The sequence below is a fragment of the Algoriphagus confluentis genome (genome assembly GCF_036245625.1).
Classification (GTDB): domain Bacteria; phylum Bacteroidota; class Bacteroidia; order Cytophagales; family Cyclobacteriaceae; genus Algoriphagus; species Algoriphagus confluentis.
The window spans coordinates 228,433-254,420 of record NZ_BTPD01000009.1 but is presented as its reverse complement, the minus strand read 5'-3'; the positions used below and the strand labels follow the sequence as shown (position 1 = coordinate 254,420).

Annotated in this window: 32 protein-coding genes and 1 rRNA gene; 12 read left to right on the top strand and 21 right to left on the bottom strand. The window is 43.4% G+C overall.

The annotated features are described in order from the left end of the window. Nucleotides 1-50: 50 nt before the first annotated feature. The 6 genes from rrf to AAA943_RS15325 all read left to right on the top strand — a co-directional run bounded on the left by rrf (nt 51) and on the right by AAA943_RS15325 (nt 4,704). Nucleotides 51-162 (top strand): 5S ribosomal RNA (rrf, locus tag AAA943_RS15350). 310 nt (nt 163-472) lie between these two features. After that, entirely contained in the window at nt 473-1,717 is a 1,245-nt protein-coding gene (locus tag AAA943_RS15345; RefSeq protein ID WP_338225143.1) for a dihydroorotase, read from the top strand. Next, nucleotides 1,710-2,222: a DUF4199 domain-containing protein gene (locus AAA943_RS15340; RefSeq protein WP_338225142.1), complete on the top strand. Its 513-nt coding sequence runs from the start codon at nt 1,710-1,712 to the stop codon at nt 2,220-2,222. Before AAA943_RS15345 ends, AAA943_RS15340 begins: the two co-directional genes overlap by 8 nt. A gap of 5 nt (nt 2,223-2,227) precedes the next feature. Further along, nucleotides 2,228-2,779: a DUF4199 domain-containing protein gene (locus AAA943_RS15335; RefSeq protein ID WP_338225141.1), complete on the top strand. Its 552-nt coding sequence runs from the start codon at nt 2,228-2,230 to the stop codon at nt 2,777-2,779. A gap of 3 nt (nt 2,780-2,782) precedes the next feature. Next, nucleotides 2,783-3,742 (top strand): glycosyltransferase family 2 protein, encoded by a 960-nt coding sequence (locus AAA943_RS15330; RefSeq protein WP_338225140.1) that lies wholly within the window; start codon nt 2,783-2,785, stop codon nt 3,740-3,742. Further along, nucleotides 3,742-4,704, top strand: a complete 963-nt coding sequence (locus AAA943_RS15325) for a glycosyltransferase family 2 protein (protein WP_338225139.1) — start codon at nt 3,742-3,744, stop codon at nt 4,702-4,704. The genes AAA943_RS15330 and AAA943_RS15325 overlap by 1 nt, the downstream gene beginning before the upstream one ends. Here AAA943_RS15325 and AAA943_RS15320 read toward each other — a convergent pair. From AAA943_RS15320 to AAA943_RS15275, 10 genes are all read right to left on the bottom strand, one after another. Further along, nucleotides 4,701-5,465, bottom strand: a complete 765-nt coding sequence (locus AAA943_RS15320; RefSeq protein WP_338225138.1) for a class I SAM-dependent methyltransferase — start codon at nt 5,463-5,465, stop codon at nt 4,701-4,703. The genes AAA943_RS15325 and AAA943_RS15320 overlap by 4 nt on opposite strands. 54 nt (nt 5,466-5,519) lie before the next feature. Further along, nucleotides 5,520-5,885: a hypothetical protein gene (locus tag AAA943_RS15315; RefSeq protein ID WP_338225137.1), complete on the bottom strand. Its 366-nt coding sequence runs from the start codon at nt 5,883-5,885 to the stop codon at nt 5,520-5,522. Between the two features lie 335 nt (nt 5,886-6,220). Then, nucleotides 6,221-6,388, bottom strand: a complete 168-nt coding sequence (locus tag AAA943_RS15310) for a type II toxin-antitoxin system antitoxin (protein WP_338225136.1) — start codon at nt 6,386-6,388, stop codon at nt 6,221-6,223. Between the two features lie 4 nt (nt 6,389-6,392). After that, nucleotides 6,393-6,884 carry a hypothetical protein gene (locus AAA943_RS15305; protein ID WP_338225135.1) on the bottom strand — a complete coding sequence of 164 codons (492 nt, stop codon included), beginning with the start codon at nt 6,882-6,884 and terminating at the stop codon, nt 6,393-6,395. Between the two features lie 12 nt (nt 6,885-6,896). After that, nucleotides 6,897-7,745, bottom strand: coding sequence for an SPFH domain-containing protein (locus AAA943_RS15300; RefSeq protein ID WP_338225134.1), 849 nt, complete (start codon nt 7,743-7,745; stop codon nt 6,897-6,899). Between the two features lie 117 nt (nt 7,746-7,862). Continuing rightward, nucleotides 7,863-8,819, bottom strand: a complete 957-nt coding sequence (gene ftsY / locus AAA943_RS15295) for a signal recognition particle-docking protein FtsY (protein WP_338225133.1) — start codon at nt 8,817-8,819, stop codon at nt 7,863-7,865. A 93-nt stretch (nt 8,820-8,912) separates the two neighbouring features. Beyond that, nucleotides 8,913-9,065 (bottom strand): DUF4295 domain-containing protein, encoded by a 153-nt coding sequence (locus tag AAA943_RS15290; RefSeq protein WP_338225132.1) that lies wholly within the window; start codon nt 9,063-9,065, stop codon nt 8,913-8,915. Nucleotides 9,066-9,102: 37 nt separating this feature from the next. Next, on the bottom strand, nt 9,103-9,285 hold the full coding sequence (rpmG, locus tag AAA943_RS15285; RefSeq protein WP_026950880.1) for a 50S ribosomal protein L33: 183 nt from the start codon (nt 9,283-9,285) through the stop codon (nt 9,103-9,105). Between the two features lie 32 nt (nt 9,286-9,317). Next, a complete protein-coding gene (gene rpmB / locus AAA943_RS15280) occupies nt 9,318-9,560 on the bottom strand; it encodes a 50S ribosomal protein L28 (protein WP_338220004.1) in 243 nt (80 codons plus the stop codon). 101 nt (nt 9,561-9,661) lie between these two features. After that, nucleotides 9,662-9,814, bottom strand: a complete 153-nt coding sequence (locus AAA943_RS15275) for a C1orf53 family protein (RefSeq protein WP_338225131.1) — start codon at nt 9,812-9,814, stop codon at nt 9,662-9,664. Nucleotides 9,815-9,879: 65 nt separating this feature from the next. Between AAA943_RS15275 and rocD the strand changes: the two genes are divergently transcribed. The 4 genes from rocD (at nt 9,880) to hemB (ending at nt 14,398) form a co-directional block, all read left to right on the top strand. After that, nucleotides 9,880-11,151 (top strand): ornithine--oxo-acid transaminase, encoded by a 1,272-nt coding sequence (gene rocD / locus AAA943_RS15270; protein WP_338225130.1) that lies wholly within the window; start codon nt 9,880-9,882, stop codon nt 11,149-11,151. A gap of 69 nt (nt 11,152-11,220) precedes the next feature. Beyond that, nucleotides 11,221-11,874, top strand: coding sequence for an HAD family hydrolase (locus AAA943_RS15265; protein ID WP_338225129.1), 654 nt, complete (start codon nt 11,221-11,223; stop codon nt 11,872-11,874). A 241-nt stretch (nt 11,875-12,115) separates the two neighbouring features. After that, the gene (locus tag AAA943_RS15260; RefSeq protein ID WP_338225128.1) at nt 12,116-13,327 is read left to right on the top strand and encodes a porin; all 1,212 of its coding nucleotides are present in this window, start codon (nt 12,116-12,118) and stop codon (nt 13,325-13,327) included. A gap of 102 nt (nt 13,328-13,429) precedes the next feature. Further along, a complete protein-coding gene (hemB, locus tag AAA943_RS15255) occupies nt 13,430-14,398 on the top strand; it encodes a porphobilinogen synthase (protein WP_338225127.1) in 969 nt (322 codons plus the stop codon). A 75-nt stretch (nt 14,399-14,473) separates the two neighbouring features. Here hemB and AAA943_RS15250 read toward each other — a convergent pair whose 3' ends face one another. The 3 genes from AAA943_RS15250 to AAA943_RS15240 form a co-directional block, all read right to left on the bottom strand. Then, nucleotides 14,474-14,848, bottom strand: a complete 375-nt coding sequence (locus tag AAA943_RS15250) for a co-chaperone GroES (protein ID WP_338225126.1) — start codon at nt 14,846-14,848, stop codon at nt 14,474-14,476. Nucleotides 14,849-14,975: 127 nt separating this feature from the next. Continuing rightward, nucleotides 14,976-16,883 (bottom strand): molecular chaperone DnaK, encoded by a 1,908-nt coding sequence (gene dnaK, locus AAA943_RS15245; protein ID WP_338225125.1) that lies wholly within the window; start codon nt 16,881-16,883, stop codon nt 14,976-14,978. Between the two features lie 15 nt (nt 16,884-16,898). Continuing rightward, nucleotides 16,899-17,072, bottom strand: coding sequence for a hypothetical protein (locus AAA943_RS15240; RefSeq protein ID WP_338225124.1), 174 nt, complete (start codon nt 17,070-17,072; stop codon nt 16,899-16,901). A 237-nt stretch (nt 17,073-17,309) separates the two neighbouring features. Here AAA943_RS15240 and AAA943_RS15235 point away from each other — a divergent pair, with 237 nt between their 5' ends. After that, nucleotides 17,310-18,119, top strand: a complete 810-nt coding sequence (locus AAA943_RS15235; RefSeq protein WP_338225123.1) for an MOSC domain-containing protein — start codon at nt 17,310-17,312, stop codon at nt 18,117-18,119. Nucleotides 18,120-18,181: 62 nt separating this feature from the next. On the opposite strand, the gene AAA943_RS15230 is transcribed toward AAA943_RS15235, so the two are convergent. The 7 genes from AAA943_RS15230 to truA all read right to left on the bottom strand — a co-directional run bounded on the left by AAA943_RS15230 (nt 18,182) and on the right by truA (nt 24,601). Next, entirely contained in the window at nt 18,182-18,922 is a 741-nt protein-coding gene (locus AAA943_RS15230) for a DUF6733 family protein (protein ID WP_338225122.1), read from the bottom strand. 297 nt (nt 18,923-19,219) lie between these two features. Next, nucleotides 19,220-20,251, bottom strand: a complete 1,032-nt coding sequence (gene hemE / locus AAA943_RS15225) for a uroporphyrinogen decarboxylase (protein ID WP_338225121.1) — start codon at nt 20,249-20,251, stop codon at nt 19,220-19,222. Between the two features lie 108 nt (nt 20,252-20,359). Next, entirely contained in the window at nt 20,360-20,866 is a 507-nt protein-coding gene (locus tag AAA943_RS15220) for a hypothetical protein (protein WP_338225120.1), read from the bottom strand. 71 nt (nt 20,867-20,937) lie between these two features. Then, nucleotides 20,938-21,450: a hypothetical protein gene (locus AAA943_RS15215; protein WP_338225119.1), complete on the bottom strand. Its 513-nt coding sequence runs from the start codon at nt 21,448-21,450 to the stop codon at nt 20,938-20,940. 3 nt (nt 21,451-21,453) lie between these two features. Further along, nucleotides 21,454-22,038, bottom strand: a complete 585-nt coding sequence (locus AAA943_RS15210; protein ID WP_338219990.1) for a hypothetical protein — start codon at nt 22,036-22,038, stop codon at nt 21,454-21,456. Nucleotides 22,039-22,063: 25 nt separating this feature from the next. Further along, nucleotides 22,064-23,836 carry an ABC transporter ATP-binding protein gene (locus AAA943_RS15205; protein ID WP_338225118.1) on the bottom strand — a complete coding sequence of 591 codons (1,773 nt, stop codon included), beginning with the start codon at nt 23,834-23,836 and terminating at the stop codon, nt 22,064-22,066. A gap of 6 nt (nt 23,837-23,842) precedes the next feature. Beyond that, nucleotides 23,843-24,601, bottom strand: coding sequence for a tRNA pseudouridine(38-40) synthase TruA (gene truA / locus AAA943_RS15200; RefSeq protein ID WP_338225117.1), 759 nt, complete (start codon nt 24,599-24,601; stop codon nt 23,843-23,845). A gap of 97 nt (nt 24,602-24,698) precedes the next feature. On the opposite strand from truA, the gene AAA943_RS15195 reads away from it, so the two are divergent. Next, the gene (locus tag AAA943_RS15195; RefSeq protein ID WP_338225116.1) at nt 24,699-25,175 is read left to right on the top strand and encodes a DUF4293 domain-containing protein; all 477 of its coding nucleotides are present in this window, start codon (nt 24,699-24,701) and stop codon (nt 25,173-25,175) included. 50 nt (nt 25,176-25,225) lie between these two features. Here AAA943_RS15195 and AAA943_RS15190 read toward each other — a convergent pair whose 3' ends face one another. Further along, the gene (locus AAA943_RS15190) at nt 25,226-25,984 is read right to left on the bottom strand and encodes a hypothetical protein (protein ID WP_338225115.1); all 759 of its coding nucleotides are present in this window, start codon (nt 25,982-25,984) and stop codon (nt 25,226-25,228) included. Nucleotides 25,985-25,988 lie beyond the last annotated feature (4 nt).

Genomic DNA, 25,988 nt, shown 5'->3' with positions numbered 1-25,988 from the left:
ACACAAGATATTAGATGCAGACTGATCACCGATCAATGCATACTTACAGATTAGGCGGCCTAGCGCAGGGGTCCCACCTCTTCCCATCCCGAACAGAGAAGTTAAGCCCTGCAGCGCCGATGGTACTGGGGTTACACCCGGGAGAGTAGGTCGCCGCCACATTATTCAAAAAGCCCTTCGATAACCCGAAGGGCTTTTGGCGTTTAGGGGCTCTCAGGAATCGGAAGGATGAATACACGGAATAATGATTTTCCTTACCAATAAGCCTCTTGTGCTCATCTTTGGTTGATAGAATCTAATTTGAACTTTGTTTAGCTGATTCCTAGGGCTTAAAGTCTTAATTTTGTTTCTATGCATTTTTTTAGGAAATATTTAAATATCCCGACTTGAAGTGTGCTTTCCTTCATGCTTTTACTTTTTCAACTTTTCTTTTCTGGGGATTTATTGCAGTTTTGCACCAAACCATTTTCTGATGTCCTCTTATCTTCTTCGTGGCTTGCGATTGATCGCAAAAGGAGAAATATCCGCAAAAAAAAATTTTCTGTTCCAAGATGGAATTCTATCACCCTCTGAATTCGTCCCAGATACTTTTTCAGGCAAAATAGTGGATTGTGAGGGTTGTTTCCTCTCTTCGGGTTGGATTGACCTAAGGGTAGGCCTGGGAGAGCCCGGTCAAGAATATCGTGAGACAGTAGAATCTTTATGTCAGTCCCTGTCGACATCCGGTTTTGCTCAAGCTGTTGTGATGCCCAATACTGATCCGGTTATTCAGACCAAAAACGAAGTCGATTTTGTATTGAATAAGGCCAAAACTTACGGTCCCAAACTCGAAATCATGGGTGCTGTGACCAAAAACAACCTTGGTGAGGAGCTTACCGAGATTTTGGATATGCATTTTCAATCCGGAGTCACCCTATTCGGAGAAGGGATCAAGCCTTTGGCTAATTCCGACCGATACATGAAAATCCTTCAATACCTCCAAAAGTTTAATGGGGTTTTGTTTGATCATGCATACGATCCTTTGCTGGGTATTTTCGGTCAAATGCACGAAGGAGAAATCTCCACTCAGTTGGGAATGAAAGGAATTCCTAACCTGGCCGAGGATGTGGCCATTCAGCGAAATTTGGAAATACTGAGGTACACGGGAGGAAAAGTTCATTTTCAAACTTTGAGTACAGCCAAGGGTGTAGATTTGATCCGAAAGGCAAAGGCTGAGGGTTTGAACGTGACTGCAGATATTTCTATTTACCAACTTTTATTTAATGATCAAGATTTGGTCACTTTCGATTCCAATTTCAAAGTCAAACCTCCATTTAGAGGGAGTGCTGACCGGGAGGCATTGATCGAAGGCTTACGAGATGGAACAATCGATGCCATGGTGTCCAATCATCAGCCACAGGATTTTGATTCTAAATTTGCTGAGTTTGACCTGGCTTCTTTTGGGATGGCTGGACTTCAAACCTTCCTGCCTGCGATGGTAAAGCTCGTTCCGGAATTAGGTTGGGAGCTTTTGATCGACAAAATAACATCCGGCCCGGCCAAGGTACTGAATTCAACTCCCCAAGCTTGGACTATATGGAATCCTTCCCAAGAATGGATCTACAATGAAGAGTCCAATCTATCCTTGTCCTCCAATCATCCCTGGTTCGGTCAGCCCCTTCTGGGTAAAGTGAAATTAGTCATTCAAAAGGGTCAGTTGATCAAGACGGATGCATAAATACCTTAAGACAGCCTATCAGTTTGGGGTGCTTGGAGGAATTCTGTCTTTCCTTTCCTTCCTTGTTTTGTCCTTTGTTTACGAGGATCCAACCAATCTCAATCTTGTTTTTGGCTATTTGATCACTCCCATAGCGATTTTTCTGGCGATTAAGTTCTTTAAAGACTACACTAATGCTGGATATCTATCATTTGCTGAAGGGATGACTATGGGTTTTATGACTTATTTTCTAATTGGAAGTATCTCAGCTGTTACTATTTGGGCTTTTCTCTCTTTTTCCCCGGAATTGTTTGAATCTATTCGTGAGTCCAAATGGGATGTGATGCAGGAAAATAAGGAAACAATCCTGTCTCAGGTGGGAGAGGATTCTTATCTGGCAACTCAAAAAAGCTTAAATCTAATGAGCACTTGGGATGTCGCCTTCAATGATGGACTATGGAAAATCATCCCCGGAATGTTTTTTAGCATTATTATTTCAATTATTTTGAGAAAAAATCCAACCTAAGCACTATGGAACAACAAACACAATCCCCCTTTCAGGCCGCCCTTAAACCAGGAATAATTATGGGTTTGATTGCGATGGCAGTGACTTATCTCGCCTATTTCATTGATTCCAGCCTATTGGCATCCGGATGGTTTTTTCTGGTTTCAATCGTAATTTTCTTTGTACTCATTATCTATTTTGGAAAGCAATACAGAAGCGATTTGGGGGGCTTTATGTCTTTTGGTACTGCTTTCAATTTTAGTTTTATCACCATGGTCATTTCTGGTCTGATATCTTCAATAGGCACTATTCTCCTTTTTCAAGTTATCGATCCCAGTCTTCCTCAAGTTTTGGCAGATCTTACTTTCGAAAATACAGTAAGTATGATGGAAAAATTCGGCGTCAATCCGGATTCGATTCCTCCGGATCAGTTGGAAGAAATGCGAGTGAATTCTGCTTCTGGATTTACTTTGAGCGGACAATTGAAAGGTTTTGGCTTTAGTCTGATATTCTATGCAGTTCTTGCATTAATTTTGGGAGCTATCTTAAAGAAAAGAGATAAGTCCCTAGATTATTAATCCATGATTCAGATCTCCGTCGTAGTCCCAGTTTTCAACGAGGAAGAATCTTTGCCAGAATTGACCCAATGGATCAGCCGTGTGATGACTCAGCACGGCTTTTCTTATGAGGTCATATTGATCAATGACGGAAGTACAGATCGATCTTGGGAAGTGATCCAAAATCTTTCAAAGAACAATAAATTCCTCAGAGGGCTTAATTTCACCAGGAACTATGGGAAATCTGCGGCATTGGATGCGGGATTCAGAAGAGCAGAAGGAGAAGTTGTCATCACCATGGATGCTGACCTCCAAGATAGTCCTGATGAAATTCCCGAACTCTATGAAATGGTCAAAGGAGGACTTGATGTTGTTTCGGGTTGGAAAAAGGAAAGACACGACCCCATCTCCAAAACTATCCCCAGTAAGTTTTTCAATGGGGTGACCCGATGGATTTCGGGTATTCAGCTTCATGATTTCAATTGCGGGCTAAAAGCCTACCGAAATAAAGTGGTGAAAAACATTACCATTTACGGTGAAATGCATCGGTATATTCCCCTGTTGGCCAAGTGGAATGGTTTCCCGAAGATCGGTGAAAAAGTAGTGCAGCACCAAGCTAGAAAGTACGGCTACTCCAAGTTTGGATTGGAGCGTTTTCTGAATGGATTTTTGGATTTGATCAGCGTATCTTTTGTCCATAGATACAAAAAGAAGCCCATGCACTTTTTTGGTACCTTGGGCACCTTATCTTTCTTGAGTGGATTTCTGATTACTTGTTGGTTGATATTTGAGAAGGTCTATGGCTTGAGCCGAGGAGTAAAGGTCAGAGAAATTGTCGATCAACCTTTATTTTTCTTGGCTTTAGTGGCCATTGTGGTCGGTGTTCAGCTTTTTGTGACGGGATTTATAGCCGAGTTGATGACCTCCTCCAATTCCAAGGAAGCGGAGTACAAAATTGATGACGAAATCAATTTTGATTTCTGATGTTCTTCTCCATCATTATTCCAGTTTTCAACCGACCCGATGAAATCAGGGAGTTGCTGTCGAGTATTTCTAACCAGGATTTTTTGGATTTTGAAGTGATTGTGGTGGAAGATGGTTCACCTGTTGATTCAGAAGAGATTTGTCGGGACTTTGAATCCAGTTTTTCGCTTTGCTATATTTTTCAGGAAAATTCCGGACAGGGTTTTGCCAGGAATCATGGGATGACTAAGGCCCAAGGTGAATTTTTTATCATCTTAGATTCTGATGTGGTTTTGCCTAGTGATTATTTAGGAAAGGTCTATCGAGCCATTCAGACCCGGAAATTGGATGCATTTGGCGGCCCTGACGCCGCTGATTCTGATTTTTCAGCCCTACAAAAGGCCATGGATTTTGCCATGACTTCTTTTTGGACCACGGGAGGAATACGTGGAAAATTGAAAAACCCTTCAAAATATCAAGCCAGGGGATTTAACATGGGGGTGGCGAGGAGAGTTTTTGAACAGATTGGTGGATTTGTAGACCCAAACCAAGGAGAGGATGTTGAATGGAGCATTCGGATAAAAAAGGCCGGGTTCAAACTCGAGTTGGTTGAAGAAGCCTTTGTTTATCATAAGCGAAAAAACACACTTACTAGTTTTGCCAAGCAGGCATTTTCATTCGGGAGAAATAGGGTAAATGTTTCAAGATTCCATCCTGAAGCGATTCAGTTGGTTCATTGGTTACCCACTGTTTTTCTTCTTTTCTTGATTTCTATCCCGTTTTTTTTCTTGATGTTTGATCCAATCGCCAAGCTGGAGTTAATGGTATTGGGATTTTGGTCGATGGCCGTCCTTATCAGTTCCGGAAACAGATTTGGTAGTCTTTTGGTGACTATCCTAAGCTGGACAGCATCGATAATCCAGCTCGTATCCTATGGTGCTGGATTACTGGTTGAAAAGATTAAAAAATCAATCGTTGGTTAATTGCCTTTCTTACAAACGTAGAGGGTTTCGGTAGGTGCTAAGGCATACTTTTTTACCAAATCAACAGGGAGCTCGTATACAAATTGGTTTTCTTCGATCTGAAGCCCGGACCTTCTTAGTCTTTGCGCATAATCCAATCCAAATTTTCTCACATGATCCCGCTGGCCAAACAACTTCTCCCGCTCCGCTGGATCAGTGACTGATTTGTCTTCCAGGGTTTTGTCCATTTTGTATACGGGAGATTGAAGAATGCCCCAGCCCGAGGGCTTTAAAACTCTATTGAATTCCGAACAGGCTCTGATATCGTCTTCTACATGTTCCAATACGTGGTTACAAAAAATCACATCAAAGCTGTCGTCAGGAAAAGGAATCTCATGAACATCCATTTTCACTTTAGCGAGAGGAGATTCAATGTCTGCGGTGATGTACTCCAAATTAGGCAAAGCTTCGAAACGGTGAATGAAGCAATGTTCCGGAGCTACGTGCAGTACTTTTAAGGAAGCGGAGAAAAAGGGGGTTTTTTCTTTTAGAAATAGCCACATCAATCGATGTCTTTCCAATGCGAGGCAATTCGGACAAAGGGCATTTTCTCTGGCTACTCGTCCATATGGCAAAAATTTCCTGTATTCTTTGGAGCAGATTGGGCATTCTACTTCTTTGCCTTTGTTTAAAAAAGAAAGAAGATGGAGGAAAGCAGGACTTATTCTCTGAAGGACTGGCCTGGGTACGAAGCGGACTACTTGTGAGATTATACTTTTCATAGGAAAACGTTGCAATCTACATATTCCTGAGTTTATCCTTTGATTAGGCCGCCATCATTTGGGAAATTCTATTCCTTCGGTTTCTCGGATATATTCTTCAAGTTTTCCGATATCCTTTTCCAATTTCTCGATTTTTTTTACCTGATTATTAATCGCCTTAGTTTGTTTTGCGATGTCGTTTGGTGATAGTTTTCCGGCTGAATTTTTATTTTGAAAATCATTCTGCATTTTTATTCGCTTCTCTTTTTCTTTGTTCAGCTTCTCATTTTTTTTGGCCAGGTCCGCCTTAGCTTTTTCCAGTTTTTTGGTTTCTTTTAGTTCCTTTTTGGAGGGGGGATTTTCAAGGGCGCCGCCTTGTGCCATCACCTCTGCGGAGGCAGCAGCATAAACCAGCAAGATGACAATGAGTATTTTTTTCATAGGGTTTTTATTTTAGTTGCAAATCTGCTTTATGACTGGGAGCTAATCTTAGTTTAACTCCACCACGGTTTGGTCCGAATTAGCTCATCAATTCTTTTCTTCCAAATTTACTCCGAATCTGGAGATCGATTCCAGTCCCCGAGCTTGTCACATGGTCAGGACTGTTTTGATCTCCCGAAATCATCAGAGCTAATCATTTAATATAACTAAATAATCTAAGGAGTAAAATAGTTATATGAAAAAAGGCTTGCCTTTTGGAGGGAAGAAACTTGAAATGGACCCAGCGGTATAAATAAAAAAATGAGGCTTTTAGTGCCTCATTTTTCTCAGTTAGCCTATTCCTCCTCTCTAGGCTTTGGTTCTCGCCCCCTTTTTTTTAAGGCTTCATAAATAATCCACTCAATTTGACCATTGACACTACGGAATTCATCTGCTGCCCATTTTTCGACGGCATTTAAAGTAGCTTCATCCAGCCTTAATGCAAATGCTTTCTTTTTAGACATGATTCTAAGATTCTAGCCAATCCGCCAAATAAGATCGCAGTTCATTTGCTTTCTGAGTTCCGATCATAATTTTCTTCTTTTCTCCTACATCCAAAAGAATCCCTTCGTCTCCAATGATGCTGTAGGCCTTAGTAGTTCGGTTTCCCTTTAATCCCCAGCCTCCAAAATCAGTCAGGGGACTATAGTTGATGACCTCAATCTGCCTAATTTTGCTTTTGGGAAAAGTCCTCCAAGATGAAATGAAAGGGAAAAAGCGGAATTTGACCCCATATTCGTCGATTCTGGTTTCCAGTCGGATTAGCATCAAAAGAATAAAGACAAAAGAAAAGATCAAAACTATAGCTCCCATACCCCAAATTGACTCGGAGTTGCCGTCCTCAGTTTTCCAAATCAAGGCAGTGACCAAGAGAATAATCGGCAATTCAACACCCAAGATGAGGTACATGATCCATGTTCCTTTGTAGGACTGCATTTCTTTAAAAATAAGATTTGCCATGGCTTTTCCGGATTATTGGTGTAGAGTTCCTACGTTAAGTACTGGATTCGCACTTTTGTCCGAGCAGAGGACGACCATCAGATTGGAGACCATGGTGGCCTTTTTATCTTCGTCAAATTCGATAATTCCTTTGTGGCTTAAGTCTGCTAAGGCCATTTCTACCATTCCCACAGCACCGTCCACAATCTTTCTTCTGGCAGCCACTATGGCCGTAGCCTGCTGCCTTTGTAGCATAGCAGAGGCGATTTCCGAAGCATATGCCAGGTGGGAAATTCTAGCTTCGATTACTTTAATGCCTGCATGATTCAGGCGTTCGGAGATTTCTGCCTCCAGAGAATGGTTGACCTCCTCTACCCCTGACCGTAAAGTGATTTCAGCATTTTCGGCTTCGAAATCATCATAGGGATACTTTCCGGCCATTTTTCTTACTGCAGCATCAGTTTGCAAGTGAACAAAGTTTTCATAATCCTCTACATCAAAGGTTGCTTTGAACGTGTTTTCAACCTGCCAGACTACAATTGTACCTACCATGACGGGGTTTCCTATTTTGTCATTTACCTTAAGGGGTTTGTTCTCAAAATTCCTTACTCGCAAGGAAATCTTCTGTTTGGTCATGAATGGATTGACCCAAAAGAAGCCATTGGCTTTTACCGTGCCTTTGTATGCTCCAAAAAGGATTAAGACCATGGCCTTATTGGGTTGAAGGGTAAAAAAGCCAGGTAGAATCAAGAAGAATACCGGAACTAGGGCTGCTCCCAACCAGATTACCTGATTGATGAATGCCCATACGATGGCCGGGATGAGGGCTAGTGCCAAGAATAGCATCAAATAGCCGGAGAGGGGAGTGCTAGTTTTTTCCATATAATTATGATATTAAATTGATATCAATGTGAATTACGGAAAAAAACTTGAATGGGTTATTCTTTTCAAAAAAAAATCCTCCAAATTTTTTGAAGGATTTCAGATTGACTTTAGAATTTACTTCTTTTTAAACAGGGAATCGACGAATTCCTTTCGGTTAAATATTTGGAGATCGGTCATTTTTTCTCCCACACCAATGTATTTTACCGGAATTTTGAACTGGTCAGATATCCCGATGACCACGCCGCCTTTGGCCGTGCCATCCAATTTGGTGATGGCCAAAGAAGTCACTTCCGTAGCTTTTGTGAATTCTTTGGCTTGAATAAATGCATTTTGTCCGGTAGAACCGTCTAAAACAAGCATGATTTCATGGGGAGCATCCGGGATAAACTTTTGCATGACCCGCTTGATTTTACTCAATTCATTCATCAGGTTGACTTTGGTGTGAAGCCTTCCTGCAGTATCCACTATGACTACATCCGCTTTGGAGTCCACTGCTTGCTTCACCGCGTCAAAAGCAACCGAGGCTGGATCGGTGTTCATTCCATGAGAAACGACCGGCACGCCTACCCGATTGCCCCAAAGGATCAGCTGATCTACGGCAGCCGCCCGAAACGTGTCAGCAGCTCCCAAAATGACAAATTTACCTGCATTTTTCATTAGATTGGCAAGTTTTCCGATGGTGGTGGTTTTTCCTACGCCGTTTACACCGACGACCATAATGACGTAGGGTTTCTTGTCCTCGGGAATCTCCAAGTCCAGAAAATCCTGTGAATTGTTTTCCTCCAACAATCCTGCAATTTCTTCCCTGAGAATTTTGTCCAACTCCTCGGTATTGAGGTATTTGTCCTTGGCCACCCGATCTTCTATCCTGCGGATAATTTTGATCGTGGTGTCTACCCCCACATCCGAAGTGATGAGAATCTCTTCCAATTCGTCGAGAATTTCCTCGTCGACTTTGGACTTCCCGACTACTGCCTTGCTGAGCTTGGCAAAGATAGACTCATTGGTCTTTTGTAGTCCCTGATCGAGACTTTCTTTTTTTTCTTTAGAGAAAAAGCCAAAGATTCCCATAATTAGAATTGGATTTTTAAAAGTGAATATAACGAAAAAGTCCCTCTGAATAAGTTCAGCAGGGACTTGGAAGCATTACGATGCACTAGGCAATTATTTTTTCAGGGTATCCTGTACCAAAGTGGACGGAACCATTTCTTCTTTGAAGGTATAAGCACCAGTCTTGTCAGACTTTATGGCACGGATTACTCTGGCGTAAGATACGCCACCTTCTTTTTTCAGGGTTGCTACTACTTTCTTAGCCATTTTTTTGTTGTTTACGGGTGGTTATACCCAGCTAAAATTATTTAATTTCTTTATGAACAGTTACTTTCTTCAGGATTGGGTTGAATTTTTTCAACTCCAGTCTTTCGGTGGTATTTTTTCTGTTCTTGGTTGTGATATATCTGGAAGTACCTGGCATGCCAGAGTTTTTGTGCTCTGTACACTCCAAAATCACTTGTACTCTGTTTCCTTTCTTAGCCATCTCGGTGTTGATTTAGGGGAATGTGACTTTGATTATTTAATTACAATCATACCCTTATCCTGCGCTTCTTTTAAAACGGCAGTGATACCTTTCTTATTGATTGTCTTCAATGCTTTTGAGCACACTTTCAAAGTGATCCATGCGTCTTCCTCAGGTACGTAGAAGCTCTTCTTGTGAAGATTTGGGTAAAATCTACGCTTGGTTTTGTTGTTTGCATGGGACACGTTGTTACCTACTCGAGGTCTTTTGCCGGTAATGTCACAAACTTTTGCCATGATTATGTATCGTAATTGGTATGCGTTTCTGTAATGAGTCTGCAAATATCGGAACTTTTTGGGAATTACCAACAAAGCATTTTAAAAAATCCCCAATTTATTTACCCTTTGGGGTAAGGACAATGCCTGCAGCCGCTGCCACAGCAGTATCCTCTTTTTAAATGATATTTGGCAGTAAAAACCATCAAGCCCTGCTCATTAAGATAATAATCCTCCGAAGTGATCTTTGGTAAAGGCTTCTTTTCCGGTTTCATGGTTTGGCCCGAAGGCATTCATTATATTTGAGACTTGAAATAAACCTAGCAAAATTAACCAAATCATGGAAACCATCACTTCCAGTCAGCAGGCAATCCGATTAGAGGATCGCTACGGTGCGCACAATTATCATCCATTACCTGTGGTCTTGTCCCGAGGTGAAGGGGTCTACCTATGGGATGTAGAAGGTAAAAAATATTTTGATTTTCTGTCGGCCTATTCCGCAGTCAATCAAGGCCACTGTCATCCTCGGATCAAAGAGGCGATGATCGAGCAAGCAGGAACCCTGACTTTGACTTCCAGAGCTTTCTACAACGATATGCTTGGCCCTTTTGAGAAATACATCACTGAGTATTTTGGTTTTGAAATGGTCTTGCCGATGAATACCGGTGCCGAAGGAGTAGAAACAGCCCTGAAACTAGCCCGAAAATGGGGTTATGAAAGAAAAGGGGTGGCCGAAAATCAAGCAAAAATCATTGTGGCCGAAAACAACTTCCATGGCAGAACCACCACCATCGTCTCATTCTCCAACGATGCCAATGCAAGAAAAAGCTTTGGGCCATTTACAGAAGGCTTTATTCGTATACCTTATAATAATGTAGAAGCACTTGAAGAGGCCTTAAAAATAGAAGGCGTCGTGGGCTTTTTGGTAGAACCTATTCAGGGTGAAGCAGGCGTATATGTGCCTTCAGAAGATTATATCAGAAAATCCAAAGAGGCTTGTGCCAAAAGTAATGTGCTCTTTATTGCAGATGAAATTCAAACAGGAGTAGCAAGAACAGGGTCACTTCTTGCCGTATGCGGTAATTGTAGCTGTGAAGGACACTGTGAAAGACAAGAAACCTACACCAAACCCGACATTCTGATTTTAGGTAAAGCACTTTCCGGAGGATTTTATCCAGTATCGGCTGTATTGGCCGATCGGTCAGTGATGGAGGTGATCAAACCCGGTCAACATGGTTCCACATTTGGAGGAAATCCTCTTGGGGCCAAAGTCGCCATGACAGCCTTGGAAGTAGTAAGGGATGAGAAATTGGCCATGAATGCCAGAAAACTCGGTAGACTATTCCGGGAAAGAATGCAGCGTGTGGTCGATAAATATGCCATTGCCAAATTGGTAAGAGGAAAAGGTCTCCTCAATGCCGTAGTAATCAATGATTCTCCCGAAAGCACCACCGCTTGGGATATTTGCGTGAAGCTTGCAGAGAATGGACTCTTGGCCAAGCCGACTCATGGAAATATCATTCGATTTGCACCTCCTTTGGTAATGACTGAAGAACAGCTGCATGAATGCTGCGATATCATTGAAAAAGTAATCTCAGAATTTAACTCCTAATCCTAATCAGTATTCCGGACTTCGTGTTTCTTCAAACGGAAAGCGAAGTCCTTTTTATTTCCTTAGCCTATGAGCAAAGCAGTGATTTTTGATATGGATGGGGTGATTTGTCACACCAATCCCTATCATTCACAAGCCTTCAGAATATTCTTCGAAAAAAGAGATCTATTCCCAACTGAAGATGAATTTCAAGTGCATATGTATGGCAAAAACAATGGATATATTCTTAGCCACTTTTTAGGCAGGGAGATCAAGGGGGAAGAGTTGGAATATTTGGAGTTTGAGAAGGAAAGCCTCTTTCGTGAAATTTATCAACATCATGTAGCACCTATCTCAGGTTTTATGCCATTTTTTCATGGGCTGAAGGATTCAGGGTTCAAACTGGGAGTGGCCACTTCTGCGCCCTTTGCCAATCTGGAGTTGATTGGAGGAAAGTTGGATCTTTTTCCTTACCTCCATTCTGCTTTGGCGAGCGAACATGTGAAAAAGCATAAGCCTGACCCGGAAGTCTACCTGAAAACTGCTAAAAATATGGAATTAGAGCCGTCGGATTGTGTAGTATTTGAGGATTCGTTTTCCGGAGTTACCGCTGCCAAAAATGCGGGAATGAAAGTAGTAGGCGTTCTTTCTTCCCATACCGTATCCCAACTGCCCATCTGCGACTTGTACATCGAAAACTATCTCGAATTGCGACCTGAGGATGTGATTTCGATGTTGACTTGAATTGAATCTCATTAACATTGGCATAAAAATTTTTTAACATTGAGAAAACGCATAACATTGACTTAATATTCAAAAGTCCAATTCTCTCCGATTGATCCATTTTTCGGATTGTTTCCGGTTGTTTTTAAAAATATAATTTTAGTTTTCATAATGAATTGATAATTGTGAATTCATTTTTAATACATCTTGATGGCGGAACTTTGCAGCGCTGTATAACAATTAATTCTAATCCCATTACTGTATGCGAATCCGATTCGCAGCAGCTTTGGTCTTCTTGATCTTAGTCAATACAGGCGCTTTTGCAAGGGGCGCCTACTCTGACTCGCTGCTCCACGAAATACCTGAACCGGTGAAGGTTCAGAAGAATTGGTATGAGTCTATCCGACTCCGAGGGTATGCCCAGTTTCGATACAATGGGCTCTTCGAATCCAATCCCGACCTGAAATGCGACCAATGCGATAAATCCTGGGGAGGAAACGGAGGATTTTTCTTCCGAAGGATCCGTTTGGTCCTCTTTGGACAAATTCACCCAAGAGTGTATTTCTACCTTCAGCCTGACTTTGCCTCTGGAGGAGGGAATTTTGCTCAAATCCGGGATGCTTATGTGGACTTGGGCTTGGACGAAAAGAATGAATTCAGAATCCGGCTTGGGCAGTCAAAAATGCCTTTTGGTTTCGAAAACCTCCAATCCAGCCAAAATCGACTTCCTCTGGATCGAAATGACGGGCTGAATTCTGGTTTGCCTAATGAGCGTGACCTTGGAGTGGTTTTTTATTACGCTCCAACCAAAATCCGGCAGCGATTCAGTTATTTGACTGCCTCAGGACTAAAGGGATCAGGAGATTATGGTATTTTTGGCTTTGGGATTTACAACGGACAAGGTCCAAATAATCCCGATAAAAACGATTCCTTCCATCTTGTTGCCAGAGCTACTTATCCTTTTGAGCTTCCTTCAGGTCAGATTATAGAAACGTCATTTCAGGGGTATTCAGGAAAATATGTCATTGCCAGAAATCCACTCACGGACTTTGATCAAGTTGAATATTTGGATTCCAGATTCGGTCCATCTTTTATTCTCTATCCCCAGCCATTTGGGATTCAGGCTGAATACAATTGGGGAAAGGGACCACAATTTAATCCGGAGACCAACGATGTAGAGCAGAAGTCTTTACAAGGAGGCTATGTTATGGCCAGTTATATGTTTGAAAAAGGAGACCAACGAGCCATTCCTTTCACCCGATACCAATATTATGACGGAGGAAAGAAGTTTGAACTGGACGCTACAAGGCATCGGGTAAAGGAATTGGAGTTGGGCGTAGAGTGGCAATTCAATAAAAATTTCGAATTGGTGACGATGTACACCATCTCTGACAGAACCTTTGAAAATTCACTTAAACCAGATAATCGACAAAGAGGAAGTTTGCTAAGACTGCAGGCTCAGGTGAATTTTTGATATGATTTTTCCAAAAAGAGGTGCCGTAAAAGCGCCTCTTTTTGTTTTTGTAAGACTTATCCGATTCGCAGTGTTAGTTTTGTAGGACTAATTCAAAGCAAGATGTTGAGAAGACCCAGAAGAAACAGAAAATCCGAAGCGGTAAGAAACCTGATTGAAGAAACGAATCTATCTGTCAAAGACCTGATTTTTCCGATGTTTTTGGTAGAAGGAGGCAATCAAAAAATAGAGGTGGCTTCCATGCCGGGAATATATCGCTACACGACTGACTTAATGCTGAAGGAGATTGAGGCCTGCATGAAGTTGGGCATCACGGCAGTAGATGTCTTCCCCGCCTATCCGGAATCCAAAAAGGATAAAATAGCCTCAGAAAGTTATAATCCAGAGACTTTTTACCTTAAAGCCCTTCGGGAAATCAAGAGGAACTTCCCCGAACTCTGCCTGATGTCTGATGTGGCCATGGACCCCTATAGCAGTGATGGGCATGATGGATTAGTGGAAAATGGAAAGATTCTCAATGACGAGACCTTGGAGATTCTGGCCAAAATGTCCCTTGCCCAAGCAGATGCAGGGGTAGATATTCTTGGGCCTTCAGATATGATGGATGGACGTGTGGGATACATTCGAGAAGCTTTGGATCAAAATGGATTTACAGAAACCTCCATCATGTCCTACACAGCAAAATATGCGAGTGCATTCTATGGTCCTTTTCGGGATGCTTTGGACTCTGCTCCTAAGTTTGGTGACAAAAAGACCTATCAGATGAATCCGGCCAACAGTCAAGAGGCATTGATTGAGGCGGATTTGGATATGGAAGAAGGAGCGGATTTTTTGATGGTCAAGCCAGCGCTAAGCTATTTGGATATTATCAAGCTGCTCAGCGACAATTACCCTCTTCCTATTGCAGCATACAATGTGTCCGGGGAATACAGCATGATTAAGGCATCCGCCGAAAGAGGATGGCTTGATGGTGAGCGGGCTATGCTGGAAATGCTGACTTCGATAAAGAGGTCAGGAGCCAAGATCATTTTAACCTATTTTGCGAAGGAGTTTGCCCAGCTTAAGTCATAAAAAAAAAGCTTTCAGTTTGTTGAAAGCCTTTTTTGGGTTAAAGTTGAAATGATTTTTTCCTTGGAGAACTCACCGTCAAAGGTCCTGTTCTCTTTCCAGCATCAAAATAGCCGCCTGAGATACGATAAAATATTTTTCGCCTTCATACATGACTTCATGAGCACCTGAAAGCAAGAAAATAGCTAAGTCTCCTTCTTTAGCTTGGAGAGGCACGTATTTCACTTTTTCATCACTGTCCATCCAGGGCTCGTGGTCTTCCACTGGCATAGGAATGGGATAGCCTGGTCCGGCCTTGATGATGTATCCTTGCTGGACTTTTTCGCGCTCTTGCACGCCAGGTGGGAGGTAAAGCCCCGAACCGGTCTTTTCGTTCGGTTTTTTGAGACGGATCAAAACCCGATCACCTACTACGATGAGTTTTTTCAGTTTATTATCTGCAGTGAGTTGCATATCCTTTTTCTATTGGTCAATGAACAAAAAGCCAAGATTCCAGATCGTTGAATCCAGGTTCTTGGCTTTCAGAAACTAAACAGCATCTGCGAAATCACAGATGCTGTTTGAGTTGGTTTAGTTATTATTATTTTTTGTCTTCGCCTACTTCTTCGAAGTCCACATCAGCTACCCCATCATTGGCATTCCCAGCATCTTCGGCAGATCCAGCCTGAGGCCCTGCGCCTTGAGTAGCATTGTACATTTCGGTTGAAGCTGCTTCCCAAGCTTTGTTCAGGTTAGCCATTGCGGCATCAATTCCTTCGAGGTTTTTAGCTCCGTGTGCAGACTTCAAGGCCTCAAGCGCAGAACTGATATTTGCCTTGTTTCCGTCAGAAAGCTTGTCTCCGAATTCCTTCAATTGCTTTTCAGTTTGGAAAATCAGGCTGTCAGCTTGGTTGAGCTTTTCGATCTTGTCTTTTTCAGCCTTGTCGGAAGCAGCATTCGCTTCGGCTTCTCTTTTCATTCTTTCGATATCATCCTGAGAAAGACCCGAAGAAGCCTCGATCTTGATTTTTTGCTCCTTGCCGGTTCCTTTGTCTTTGGCTGATACGTTTAGAATACCATTGGCATCGATGTCGAAGGTTACTTCGATTTGAGGCACTCCCCTTGGCGCTGGCGGAATGTCAGAAAGCTGAAATCTACCGATGGATCGGTTATCCTTAGCCATAGGTCGCTCACCCTGAAGTACATGGATGTCCACCGCAGGCTGATTGTCTGCTGCTGTTGAAAATACTTCTGACTTCTTGGTTGGGATAGTGGTATTGGCCTCGATTAGCTTGGTGAATACTCCACCCATGGTTTCGATACCCAAGGATAGCGGAGTCACGTCCAAAAGAAGTACGTCTTTCACTTCTCCGGTCAAAACCCCACCTTGGATAGCAGCACCGATGGCTACTACTTCGTCAGGATTTACTCCTTTGGAAGGCTTCTTACCGAAGAATTTTTCTACTTCCTCCTGGATTTTTGGAATACGGGTAGACCCACCTACCAAGATGACCTCGTCAATATCAGAAGCAGTCATTCCTGCATCCTGAAGCGCTTTTTTGCAAGGCTCCATGGATCTTCTTACCAAATTCTCAGACAGCTGTTCAAACTTGGCTCTGGAAAGATTTCTCACCAAGTGCTTTGGTCCGGTTTGGGTAGCAGTGATATAGGGAAGGTTGATTTCAGTAGAAGCAGAGCTGGAAAGCTCAATTTTTGCCTTTTCGGCAGCTTCTTTCAATCGCTGAAGAGCCATAGGATCTTTTCTCAAATCGATCTGCTCTTCTGTTTGGAATTCGTTGGCTAGCCAGTCGATGATTACTTGGTCAAAGTCGTCACCACCCAAGTGTACGTCACCGTTGGTGGATTTTACCTCGAAAACGCCATCACCCAGCTCAAGAATTGAAATATCGAACGTACCCCCACCAAGGTCATACACTGCGATCTTCATGTCCTGATTTTTCTTGTCCATCCCATAAGCCAAAGCCGCTGCAGTAGGCTCGTTGATGATTCGCTTCACTTCCAAACCAGCGATTTGCCCGGCTTCTTTGGTTGCCTGACGCTCAGCATCGTTGAAGTAAGCCGGTACAGTGATGACCGCTTCAGTGACTGTCTGTCCCAAGAAGTCCTCTGCGGTGCTCTTCATTTTTTGAAGGATCATGGCAGAAATCTCCTGAGGAGTATAAGATCTGTCACCGATCTTGATGGCTACTGTGTCGTTGGAGCCTTGCTCTACTTTGTAAGAAGCGTGTTTTTTCTCCTCAGATACTTCGGAGAATTTTTTACCCATGAATCGCTTCACGGAAGAAATGGTATTGGCGGGATTGGTGATTGCCTGACGCTTAGCCGGGTCACCTACTTTGCGCTCTCCGTTTCCATTGTCCAAGAAGGCTACAATAGAAGGCGTAGTTCTTCTTCCTTCGCTGTTTTGGATGACTACAGGCTCGTTACCCTCCATTACTGCTACGCAGGAGTTGGTCGTACCCAAGTCAATGCCTATAATTTTTCCCATGATTATATAAGTTTATTAGTTTTCATATGAAATACTCTCCCTCTGCTTCAATGCCTGTGCCATTGGAATATTTTTGGTTTTTGGTGTCAGTTTGTCAGGATTCTGAACCAAAGTTTCCCCATACTTTTCCACTTGTGTCACGGGAAGCAGCCAATTGACTGACTTTTCTGCCAAATCTTTTGATGTCATGCAACCAATTTGATGGGTAAGTCATCCTATGGGAGTGCATCAGCAATCAGCCATACCGAGGTGGAAAGAGAGGCTTCAATGGATCGGGGCTTTCGTTTTGGCATGGGTAGTGATTTTTTTGTCTGCATATTTAGAGAAAAGTGGTTTTTTGGGCTTCCTGTCCCAAGTTTCAGGGATTATTGAGTTCTTTTTGGGCTGATCGATTTTCCCGAAGTTGAATTGCCCTATTTTTACCCTATGGAAAAGAAGCTTATTCTTCAGGATATTTTTATATATCCCATCAAGTCCCTTGGGGGGATTCGGCTAGAAGAAGGTCAAGTTGAAGAGAGGGGATTCCGATATGACCGAAGGTGGATGCTAGTCGATGAAACAGGGAGATTTGTGTCTCAGCGGGAGTTTTCCACCTTGGCACTTCTCCAGGTGGAGGTGAGGGAGGATTCACTTTTTGTCTTCCATAAAGCAGATCCAAATAAGCAATTGCAAATTCCTTTGGATCGAGCTGAAGGAAAAGAGCTTTTGGTTACCATTTGGGATGATGAGGTCATGGCCAAGGTGGTCAATGAGGAGTCGGGAAAGTGGTTTTCTGATTTTTTAGGATTTAAAGTCGATCTGGTCGTGATGCCGGAATGGTCTAGGAGGGCTGTTGACCCCAGATATGCAGTAAATCAGGAGTCTGTCAGTTTTGCGGACGGGATGCCTTATTTAATTATTAGCCAGGAATCCCTCAATGACTTGAATTCCAGATTGGAGACTCCTGTACCTATGAATCGCTTTCGTCCCAATCTTGTTTTTTCTGGAGAAGAGGCATTTTTAGAAGATAAGCTCCGCAAAATCCGAATCGGCGCAGTGGATTTCCAGATCATCAAGCCCTGTGCCCGATGCGTCATGACTACCGTTGACCAGACATCGGGCGAAAAAGGGAAAGAACCGTTGAAAACACTTTCGACCTACCGTACGGTGAATAACAAAGTTATGTTTGGCCAAAATGCCGTGGCGCTTAATTTGGGAGTGGTAAAAGTCGGAGATGAGTTGATCTCCTTAGATTAGAAAAAGGGAAAGCCGGACTGCAATCAGCCCGGCTTTTTCTTGTAAGGTATTCAGTTGGTTGATTAGAAGCTAAATCCGGTAGTCAACTTAAAGAAGGAATCGTTGCCTTCGACCAAGTCGGTACCAAAAGAGAATCTGGCAAATGGTCCGCCTGTAGGCTTGCTAAACTGAACGTATGGTCCGAGCCATTGATACACGTCTGTAGAAGTGTCCACATTGGAGCCTCCGGAATTGATCAAATGCTCATAGTGTGCACCAAAGGAGATAAACTGACTCGCGCGAAAGCCCAAATTCAGCCAATAATGCACATAAGACAGAGTAGTCCCAGCAGTAGGCGCCTCATCCCGAAGGGGAGCGTAATAGCCAAAATAAAACTGTCCTTCCACTTTTTCTTTCAGCAAGTTGACTGTAAGGTTGGGGACGATCCCATCGCCGAAAATGGCCGGACCTGCTGTGCCGGAACTGAGTAGATTTCCGCCAAGGAAACCAATCTGGGGATTAATCGATAGTCCATCTCCAGCTTGGAAGTTGGCTCCCAGCCCGAACTCAGTCCAGTTGCCCCAGTTGGCGCCAGTGCCACCACCCCAGTGAATTCCATAGAAAGTCAGGGCAGCTTTGTCCGAAAATCCATAGGAACCCTGGAAGGTTGGGTAGAATCCGAAGAACTGATCGGAGTTTAGGGCTACGGAGAAGTTGAATTGTTTTTCTTCCTGCGCATGAGATGCTGTGATACTCGACAGGACGCAGAGTGCTGCCAAGGCAAATCCAGCCGTAGCAGACTTCAGAGTAAATTTGTTTTTCATGTAATTGATAGGTTTTGTTAAGAAATAGGTTTGATTTTGAGCCGAAAATCAGAATAAAAACATTCTGAGTTCAAATTCTGGGTTAATTTAAAATCAAAAAATTAACAAAAACAAAATATTTTAAAAAATATGGCAAAAAAATAAACCGAAATATGAAAATATTTCATTTTTATCTGAATTTGATGTTGATTTTAAAACCAGAGTTGTTTGAATTTCTGCCCAGAAATCGAGTTTCAGACATAAAAAAAGCCCCTGACTCGAACCGAATCAGGGGCTGATGGAGTAAAGAAATATTTTTTAGCCTTTTGAGAATTCCTTCACGGTCTGGACAAAAATCTTCACCATTTCAGGATCGATATCCGGATAGAGCCCATGCCCAAGATTGGCAATATGTCGGCTTCCTTTAAATTCATCCAACATGTCAAGAGTGGCTTTTCTCACCTGCTCCTCGTTTCCATAAAGCGCAGCCGGGTCTAAGTTACCTTGGAGGGTTTTGTTGGCTCCGATCAGCTTTCTGGATTCTGCGATTCCCATATTCCAGTCCAGTCCGATGGTTTCACAGTTGAGTTTTCCCATTTCTTCTCTTGCAAAAAAGGCTCCTTTGGCAAAGACAGTCACAGGCACCTCAGTGATCGCATCGCAGATTTGGGAAATGTATCGCAAGGAAAATTCCTCATATTGCTTGGGTCCCAAAATTCCCGCCCAGCTGTCAAAAATCTGAACCAGATCTGCTCCAGCTCGGATTTGAGCTTTGAGGTAATTAATCGTGGAGTCGGTGATCAATTGAAGAAGTTGGTGGGAAAATACCGGGTCTCGGTACAGTTTTTCCCGGGATTTGGAGAAGGTCTTGCTTCCGCTTCCTTCGACCATGTATGCAAAAATTGTCCAAGGTGCTCCTGCAAATCCGATCAGCGGAACTCTTCCCTTGAGGTTTTTTTTGGTAATCTGAATTGCATCCATGACGTATCGAAGATCATTTTCCCCATCAGCTACTCGGAGTTTTTTCAGGTCAGTTTGGCTTCGCACAGTTTCCGGAAACCATGGGCCTCGTTTTTCCACCATTTCGTAGGGCAAACCCATCGCCTCGGGAATTACCAGAATATCAGAAAAAATAATAGCTGCATCTACTCCCAGAATATCCACGGGCTGAATGGTCACCTCTGCAGCCAATTCTGGGGTCTGTGCCAATTCTATAAATCCGCTGACAGAATCTCGTACGGCTCTGTATTCTGGAAGAATGCGGCCGGCTTGACGCATAAGCCACACTGGAGTTCGTTCGGTTTTTTCACCTCTTGCTGCTCGCAGCAGCAGATCGTTTTGGAGTTGCATGCCGCAAAGATACGAGCAGAATCATTTTTTGGATGGAAAGACTTCGAACAAAAAAGAAAGCGATGGTTTTTTTACCATCGCTTTTGAAAGACAATTAAATGAATTGGATTAATTTAGTTTGATCTTCTGGAAGTCGGAATCCTTGATGCCCAGCATGTTGGTGACGGCTTCATAATCGGTCCAGTCGATTCGATTGGAAGCAAAATCACTTGGTACAATCACAATCCGAAACAATTGATCCCGGGTCCATTCTGGTCCTAAAATCGAATAATCGATCGGGCCATCTAGGAACATTCTCACATCAAATCGGGTGAAATCGAAATTGTACACCAATATGCCTTCTTCAAAGTAAACGGTCTGCGGTAAGGCTCGCCAAACCGGAGTTTGATTGTCTCCTTCCCAACGAATATAAACCAACGCTACGTCACTCTGTTCGGCAGGAGCTGGGAGAGTGAAAAGGCCTTCATATCCATTTGCTGAAGTAAAATCCACTTCAACCTGATAGGTGGATCCCAAAATATTGATGCCCGGCTCACCTTGAGGCCCTTCAGGGCCAGTACAGGCTTGGAAGACCAATAGTCCCACCAAAGCCAACATTGCAGTAAGTCTATTCATAGTTGTAGGGGTTTAGTTTCTGTTTCCACGGCAGGGATCGTGCCAAGGTTGATTAAGATTTGCTTAAGATTTTACTTCACTGGAGCAATCACCTGAACTTCAGACTCAGAAATGATTTTGTCGATATACACCCCGCTTAGGGTCCATCCGTTTTTGGAAGCAAAATCCTGGAGTTGGGCTTTTACTTTCTCCGGACCAGGCATGACCCATTTGCTGCCTTGGATTTTGGCTAGGAGGTAGCGGTTTTCTTCGAAAGTTTTCCCTTCCAAATCTCCGGTGGCAAAAGGAAGATTGATTCCCACAAATACTTTCATCGTATCCAATTTTCCAGCTGGTTCTACATAATAGATCGTATGGATTTTGGTGCCGGGATTTAAAGCTTGAGCTTGCTCGATTTCCTGAAAGTTCTCCCTAAGGTTAGGGTCTTGGGGGGTTCCCCGGAAGGTTTTTCCAGCAAGGTTATCCGGTTTCTTTTCCACCAACTCGATTTCTATTGGGGTATTACCACCCAGCTGGTCAAAAACGAAATATCCCCCAATCGCCAAAACCAAGAGGATAATTCCAAGGGAAATTAATTTTTTCATAGCTTAAAAGAGATACCTCACACCTATTCCCCCTTGTCCTCGCATATTGATCCGATCGATCAATTCAAGATAAAGTCCGATTTCTGCAAAAACGCTGATGGGGAGTTCGTCAAAGTAATATTCAGCTCCGGCAAATACCTCTGGGCCCAAATCAAAATTGGTCCTGGATTCGTTCAGGTTGGGATTTCCCGGGACACTTGGGGTAAGAAAATACCGATAATCCACGTAAGTGGTTCGGATTTGCACACCCGCCCCTGCGTATCCCAAAAGATAGCCTTGGGTGATTTCAAACATGTCCGTGAAATCCTCATGCAAAGCCATTCTGAAATTCAAAGAGATACCTCTTCGGGCAGAATGTCCTCCATAAATCGCATTGGACTCCGGAGGATTATTTTCAAAGGCTTTTTGGTAGTATTCTCCGCTATTCACTCCACCCGAACCCAGCATGATCTCAAAGGACCAATAATCTTCAAAGAAATCTTTGTAGGTGAGGGAAAAGGGTTCTCCGAGTCTTACTCCAGCCCCTCTTTCTTGGGCATGCAGGAAGAAGGGGAATAGCAAAGCCAGCAGAAATAGTCTGAGTTTCATAGTCAAGTTGGTTTAGAGTTTTAGCTTAGATCGCCATGGTCTTCAATTGCATCTGATGCAATTGGGTATAATATCCACCCAAATCCAGCAAGGAAGCATGTGTTCCGGTTTCTACGATTTCTCCTTTGTGGAGGACGAGAATCTGATCTGCTTTTTGGATGGTAGATAGTCTGTGTGCAATGACAATAGAGGTTCGCCCTTTCATCATTTTCTCAATGGATTCCTGAATCAGCTCCTCGGTTTCGGTATCTACTGAGGAAGTAGCCTCATCCAAAATGAGAATTTCAGGATTATAGACCATCGCTCTGACAAAGGAAATCAGCTGTCGCTGACCTACAGAAAGGGTCGAGCCTCGCTCCATCACATTGTAATCCAAACCTCCCGGAAGTCGCTCGATGAATTTTTTGGCACCGACCAAATCGGCTGCCTCCATGACCTGTTCCCGGGTAATGGACGGATTTCCAAGGGTGATGTTGTGGTAAATGCTGTTGGAAAAGAGAAAGACATCCTGCAAGACCACGCCGATGTGCTTTCTCAGGATGGCCAATTCGTATTCCCTAATTTCCCGTCCGTCAATGTAGATATGACCTTGGTTGATTTCGTAAAAGCGGGAAATCAAGTTGATAATGGAGGACTTGCCTGCACCGGTGGCACCGACTAGGGCAATGGTCTGTCCAGATTTTACTTCGAAGCTTATATTTTTCAAAACATAATCCTCATCGACATAAGCAAACCATACCTTTTCCACTCGGATATTTCCTTCGATGCGCTCAGGCTTATAGCTGCCTTCATTGGCGATATGCTCTTTGCTGTTGAGGAGTTTGAAAATCCGGGAGGAACTCACCACGCCCATCTGCAGGGTATTGAACCGGTCAGCAATCATTCGGATAGGCCGGAAAAACAGCTGAAGGTACATGATGAAGGATATCAAAACCCCCACCTGAATATTCATTCCCAACACGCCTACAGCACCGTACCACACGACCAACCCAATTCCCATGGCCTGAATGATTTCCGCTACAGGGAAGTACACAGAGTAATAGAGCACAGAGCGAATATGGGCGGTTCGATGCTCGCGATTGATTTCCTTGAACTTCTCAAATTCCCGCTCCTCCCGGTTGAAAATCTGCACGATATTCATTCCTGTAATATGCTCCTGAAGAAAAGAGTTGAGATTGGAGACTGCATTCCGTACATCATTGAAGGTCACTTTGATTTTTTCCTTGAAGATGTAGGTGGATATAATCATCAGCGGTAGCGTACACAAGCTCACCAAGGTCAGCTTCCAATCGATGTAAAACATCACCCCCAAAATGGTCACCAATTGCAGAAGGTCTCCAATGATGGCGGCCAATCCTTCACTGAATACATCGGCAAGGGTTTCAATATCCGATACGTTTCGGGTGACCAAGCGTCCGATCGGGGTATTGTCAAAAAACTTCAGCCGGAGTTTGAGCAGATGCCGATAGAGTCTGGTTCGGATATCCTTGATGATGACCTGACCTATCCAGCCTGAGAAATAGGTGTGGGCCCACTGCACCACTGCCTGCAGGATCATAAGGCCGATCAGCAAATAGATGATTTTGATCAAACCCGGTACATCCCCCAAAGCCACATAATCATCTATGGCCACTTGGATGAAGTAAGGCCTTGTAGGAGCCAAGACAGCCAAAGCGACAGTCAAAAACACCAAAAAGTAGAATTGGAGCTTGTAGGGCTTGACAAAGCCGTATAGTTCTTTCAGAACTTTGGTGTCAATGATTTCCCCGGAGGATTCTTTTTCTTTTTCTAAGCTCAAGTTAGGTCAGTCTAGGTAGAGTTGTGCTGGATATTCGATTTGGCTCAAAAACAAGCCTTTAGCAGGAGCAGCTTTACCTGCTTTGTTCCGGTCTTTGGAAAGGATGATTTCTTCCAAGGAAGACAAGGGTCGTGTACCATTTCCGATCTCCATCAAAGTTCCCACAATTGCCCGTACCATCCCACGCAAAAACCGATTGGCGGTAATATGAAATAACAATTGGTTGTCCTTTTGTTCCCAGTGTGCCGAAAAGATTTGGCAGCGAAAATGATTGACCTCAGTCTTCACCTTGCTGAAGCATTCGAAGTCCTCGTGTTTCATCAGGATTTCGCAGGCCTGATTCATCAGGTCCATGTCCGGACGGTGAAAACACAGCCAAGCCAATTCATCCAGAAAAGGATCCTTTCTAAAGATAATCCGGTAGAAATAGGACCTCCGTTCTGCATCAAACCTCGCATGGGCATCTTCCCGGACCGGCCGGATGGAGTGAATTGCGATCTCCCTGGGAAGAAGGGCGTTGATACCTTTGAGAAAATTGCCATTGGGGACTTGGTCTGCAAGGTCAAAATGGCAAACCTGCATCGTGGCATGGACTCCCGTATCTGTCCGCCCGCTTCCCATGATGGAGATCTCCCGCCGGAAATACAGGCTGAGTGCTTTTTCGATCACTTCCTGGACGGTCAAGGCATTCTGCTGGATTTGCCAGCCATGAAAGGGAGTTCCTTTATAGCTCAATTCCAAGAAATACCGCTTTTTTCCTTCCATATCGGCGCAAAGATACAATTCCGCTTCAATTCCTGTCTTTTTACCCTCTTTTGGTATTCCTGCGAAATGGGCTTTTCTTTGCAGAAAATTGAAAAAAATGATTCAGCGAATTCAAACCATCTTTTTGTTTCTGGTTGTGGTCTCCATGGGAGTGACCTTGGGAACCGGACTTTGGCAGCAAGTTTTAGCAGCGTCGGGTGAGACTTGGTCACTCAGTGCCTTTGCCATGACCCAGTCGGATGCTTCCGGTGAAGTGATTCTGGCCTCTTCCAAGTGGTATTTAGCAGCTTTGGCTTCTTTTGCCGGGCTTTTGGCCTTGATTTCCATTTTTCAATACAAAAACAGAACCCGTCAGATGATGCTGAATATGATCAATAGCTTGCTTATGGTAGGACTGGTGGCTGCGGTTTTTTTGACGACTAACGGAGTCAATGAGGCCATCGGTGCAGAGGCGGCTGGAAGTTATCAAATCGGTTTTTGGTCGGTATTGGCAGCCATGGTGTTCAATATGCTGGCCAACCGATTTATCAGAAAAGATGAGATGCTGGTCCGGTCTGTGGATCGGATTCGATAATTAAGAAAGTAAAGAGCCGGCACGATCTGGCTCTTTTTGTTTTAAACCGATTAGAACCTTATCCTAAACCCAACAACTGGGTAAAAAGTGGTTATATTTTTTGTTCCTACTATTCCAGCCTGAACACTCAGGTGCCGGCTTAGGGTTTGTTTATAAGTCGCTCTCATGGTCGTCCCTTCAAAAAGCAGGCTATTGGAGGGGTCAAGAAGGTATCCAATCTGTATGGTTTGATGTTGGTTGGCATACAGACTTCCCGGTTTCCAATGGTATTCTGCATTTACAAACCAGTTATTATTGACCGAAAAGCCTGACTCTGATTCAGGGAAATAGACTGTATTGGTGATGGAACCTCCAATTTGAAAACCGGGTAAACTCAAAGCCATTTGAAAACCAATCTCAGGGGTGAATTTGCCAGCTGTGAAATCGAGGCCAACCGGAAAACCCAATTCTATGGACGTGAGCCATTTCGAGTAATTTTTCTGAATGTCCCGCTTAACCTGATCCAAGCTAGTCGGGTAAAAGTTTTGGCACAATCTGTAATAATGGGTTTTAAAGCTTGGGAATTGGGTTGCCTCTTCCAGAAGTAGTTGAAATTCATTTTTCAAATCTTCCAAATCAAACTCATCCCTATTGAATAGGAGGATAAATTTTCCCTCATTTGGAAAATCAAAAGCGAGGGTATCGGTGATGGGCCAATTTCGATCCGCAGCTTCCTGATGGTTTTTTGAAAGCTTATTTTTGACTTCCTGGGCAAAGCTGAGCGAATTGGAAAAATAAAGGAGCAAGGCAATAAATAGATATCGGGTCATTTTT

Bases quoted from the DNA above. Each gene is read 5' to 3' on its own strand.
- AAA943_RS15345 (WP_338225143.1), top strand. From the start codon at position 473: ATGTCCTCTTATCTTCTTCGTGGCTTGCGATTGATCGCAAAAGGAGAA.
- AAA943_RS15340 (WP_338225142.1), top strand. From the start codon at position 1,710: ATGCATAAATACCTTAAGACAGCCTATCAGTTTGGGGTGCTTGGAGGA.
- AAA943_RS15335 (WP_338225141.1), top strand. From the start codon at position 2,228: ATGGAACAACAAACACAATCCCCCTTTCAGGCCGCCCTTAAACCAGGA.
- AAA943_RS15330 (WP_338225140.1), top strand. From the start codon at position 2,783: ATGATTCAGATCTCCGTCGTAGTCCCAGTTTTCAACGAGGAAGAATCT.
- AAA943_RS15325 (WP_338225139.1), top strand. From the start codon at position 3,742: ATGTTCTTCTCCATCATTATTCCAGTTTTCAACCGACCCGATGAAATC.
- AAA943_RS15320 (WP_338225138.1), bottom strand. From the start codon at position 5,465: ATGAAAAGTATAATCTCACAAGTAGTCCGCTTCGTACCCAGGCCAGTC.
- AAA943_RS15315 (WP_338225137.1), bottom strand. From the start codon at position 5,885: ATGAAAAAAATACTCATTGTCATCTTGCTGGTTTATGCTGCTGCCTCC.
- AAA943_RS15310 (WP_338225136.1), bottom strand. From the start codon at position 6,388: ATGTCTAAAAAGAAAGCATTTGCATTAAGGCTGGATGAAGCTACTTTA.
- AAA943_RS15305 (WP_338225135.1), bottom strand. From the start codon at position 6,884: ATGGCAAATCTTATTTTTAAAGAAATGCAGTCCTACAAAGGAACATGG.
- AAA943_RS15300 (WP_338225134.1), bottom strand. From the start codon at position 7,745: ATGGAAAAAACTAGCACTCCCCTCTCCGGCTATTTGATGCTATTCTTG.
- ftsY (WP_338225133.1), bottom strand. From the start codon at position 8,819: ATGGGAATCTTTGGCTTTTTCTCTAAAGAAAAAAAAGAAAGTCTCGAT.
- AAA943_RS15290 (WP_338225132.1), bottom strand. From the start codon at position 9,065: ATGGCTAAGAAAGTAGTAGCAACCCTGAAAAAAGAAGGTGGCGTATCT.
- rpmG (WP_026950880.1), bottom strand. From the start codon at position 9,285: ATGGCTAAGAAAGGAAACAGAGTACAAGTGATTTTGGAGTGTACAGAG.
- rpmB (WP_338220004.1), bottom strand. From the start codon at position 9,560: ATGGCAAAAGTTTGTGACATTACCGGCAAAAGACCTCGAGTAGGTAAC.
- AAA943_RS15275 (WP_338225131.1), bottom strand. From the start codon at position 9,814: ATGAAACCGGAAAAGAAGCCTTTACCAAAGATCACTTCGGAGGATTAT.
- rocD (WP_338225130.1), top strand. From the start codon at position 9,880: ATGGAAACCATCACTTCCAGTCAGCAGGCAATCCGATTAGAGGATCGC.
- AAA943_RS15265 (WP_338225129.1), top strand. From the start codon at position 11,221: ATGAGCAAAGCAGTGATTTTTGATATGGATGGGGTGATTTGTCACACC.
- AAA943_RS15260 (WP_338225128.1), top strand. From the start codon at position 12,116: ATGCGAATCCGATTCGCAGCAGCTTTGGTCTTCTTGATCTTAGTCAAT.
- hemB (WP_338225127.1), top strand. From the start codon at position 13,430: ATGTTGAGAAGACCCAGAAGAAACAGAAAATCCGAAGCGGTAAGAAAC.
- AAA943_RS15250 (WP_338225126.1), bottom strand. From the start codon at position 14,848: ATGCAACTCACTGCAGATAATAAACTGAAAAAACTCATCGTAGTAGGT.
- dnaK (WP_338225125.1), bottom strand. From the start codon at position 16,883: ATGGGAAAAATTATAGGCATTGACTTGGGTACGACCAACTCCTGCGTA.
- AAA943_RS15240 (WP_338225124.1), bottom strand. From the start codon at position 17,072: ATGACATCAAAAGATTTGGCAGAAAAGTCAGTCAATTGGCTGCTTCCC.
- AAA943_RS15235 (WP_338225123.1), top strand. From the start codon at position 17,310: ATGGAAAAGAAGCTTATTCTTCAGGATATTTTTATATATCCCATCAAG.
- AAA943_RS15230 (WP_338225122.1), bottom strand. From the start codon at position 18,922: ATGAAAAACAAATTTACTCTGAAGTCTGCTACGGCTGGATTTGCCTTG.
- hemE (WP_338225121.1), bottom strand. From the start codon at position 20,251: ATGCAACTCCAAAACGATCTGCTGCTGCGAGCAGCAAGAGGTGAAAAA.
- AAA943_RS15220 (WP_338225120.1), bottom strand. From the start codon at position 20,866: ATGAATAGACTTACTGCAATGTTGGCTTTGGTGGGACTATTGGTCTTC.
- AAA943_RS15215 (WP_338225119.1), bottom strand. From the start codon at position 21,450: ATGAAAAAATTAATTTCCCTTGGAATTATCCTCTTGGTTTTGGCGATT.
- AAA943_RS15210 (WP_338219990.1), bottom strand. From the start codon at position 22,038: ATGAAACTCAGACTATTTCTGCTGGCTTTGCTATTCCCCTTCTTCCTG.
- truA (WP_338225117.1), bottom strand. From the start codon at position 24,601: ATGGAAGGAAAAAAGCGGTATTTCTTGGAATTGAGCTATAAAGGAACT.
- AAA943_RS15195 (WP_338225116.1), top strand. From the start codon at position 24,699: ATGATTCAGCGAATTCAAACCATCTTTTTGTTTCTGGTTGTGGTCTCC.
- AAA943_RS15190 (WP_338225115.1), bottom strand. From the start codon at position 25,984: ATGACCCGATATCTATTTATTGCCTTGCTCCTTTATTTTTCCAATTCG.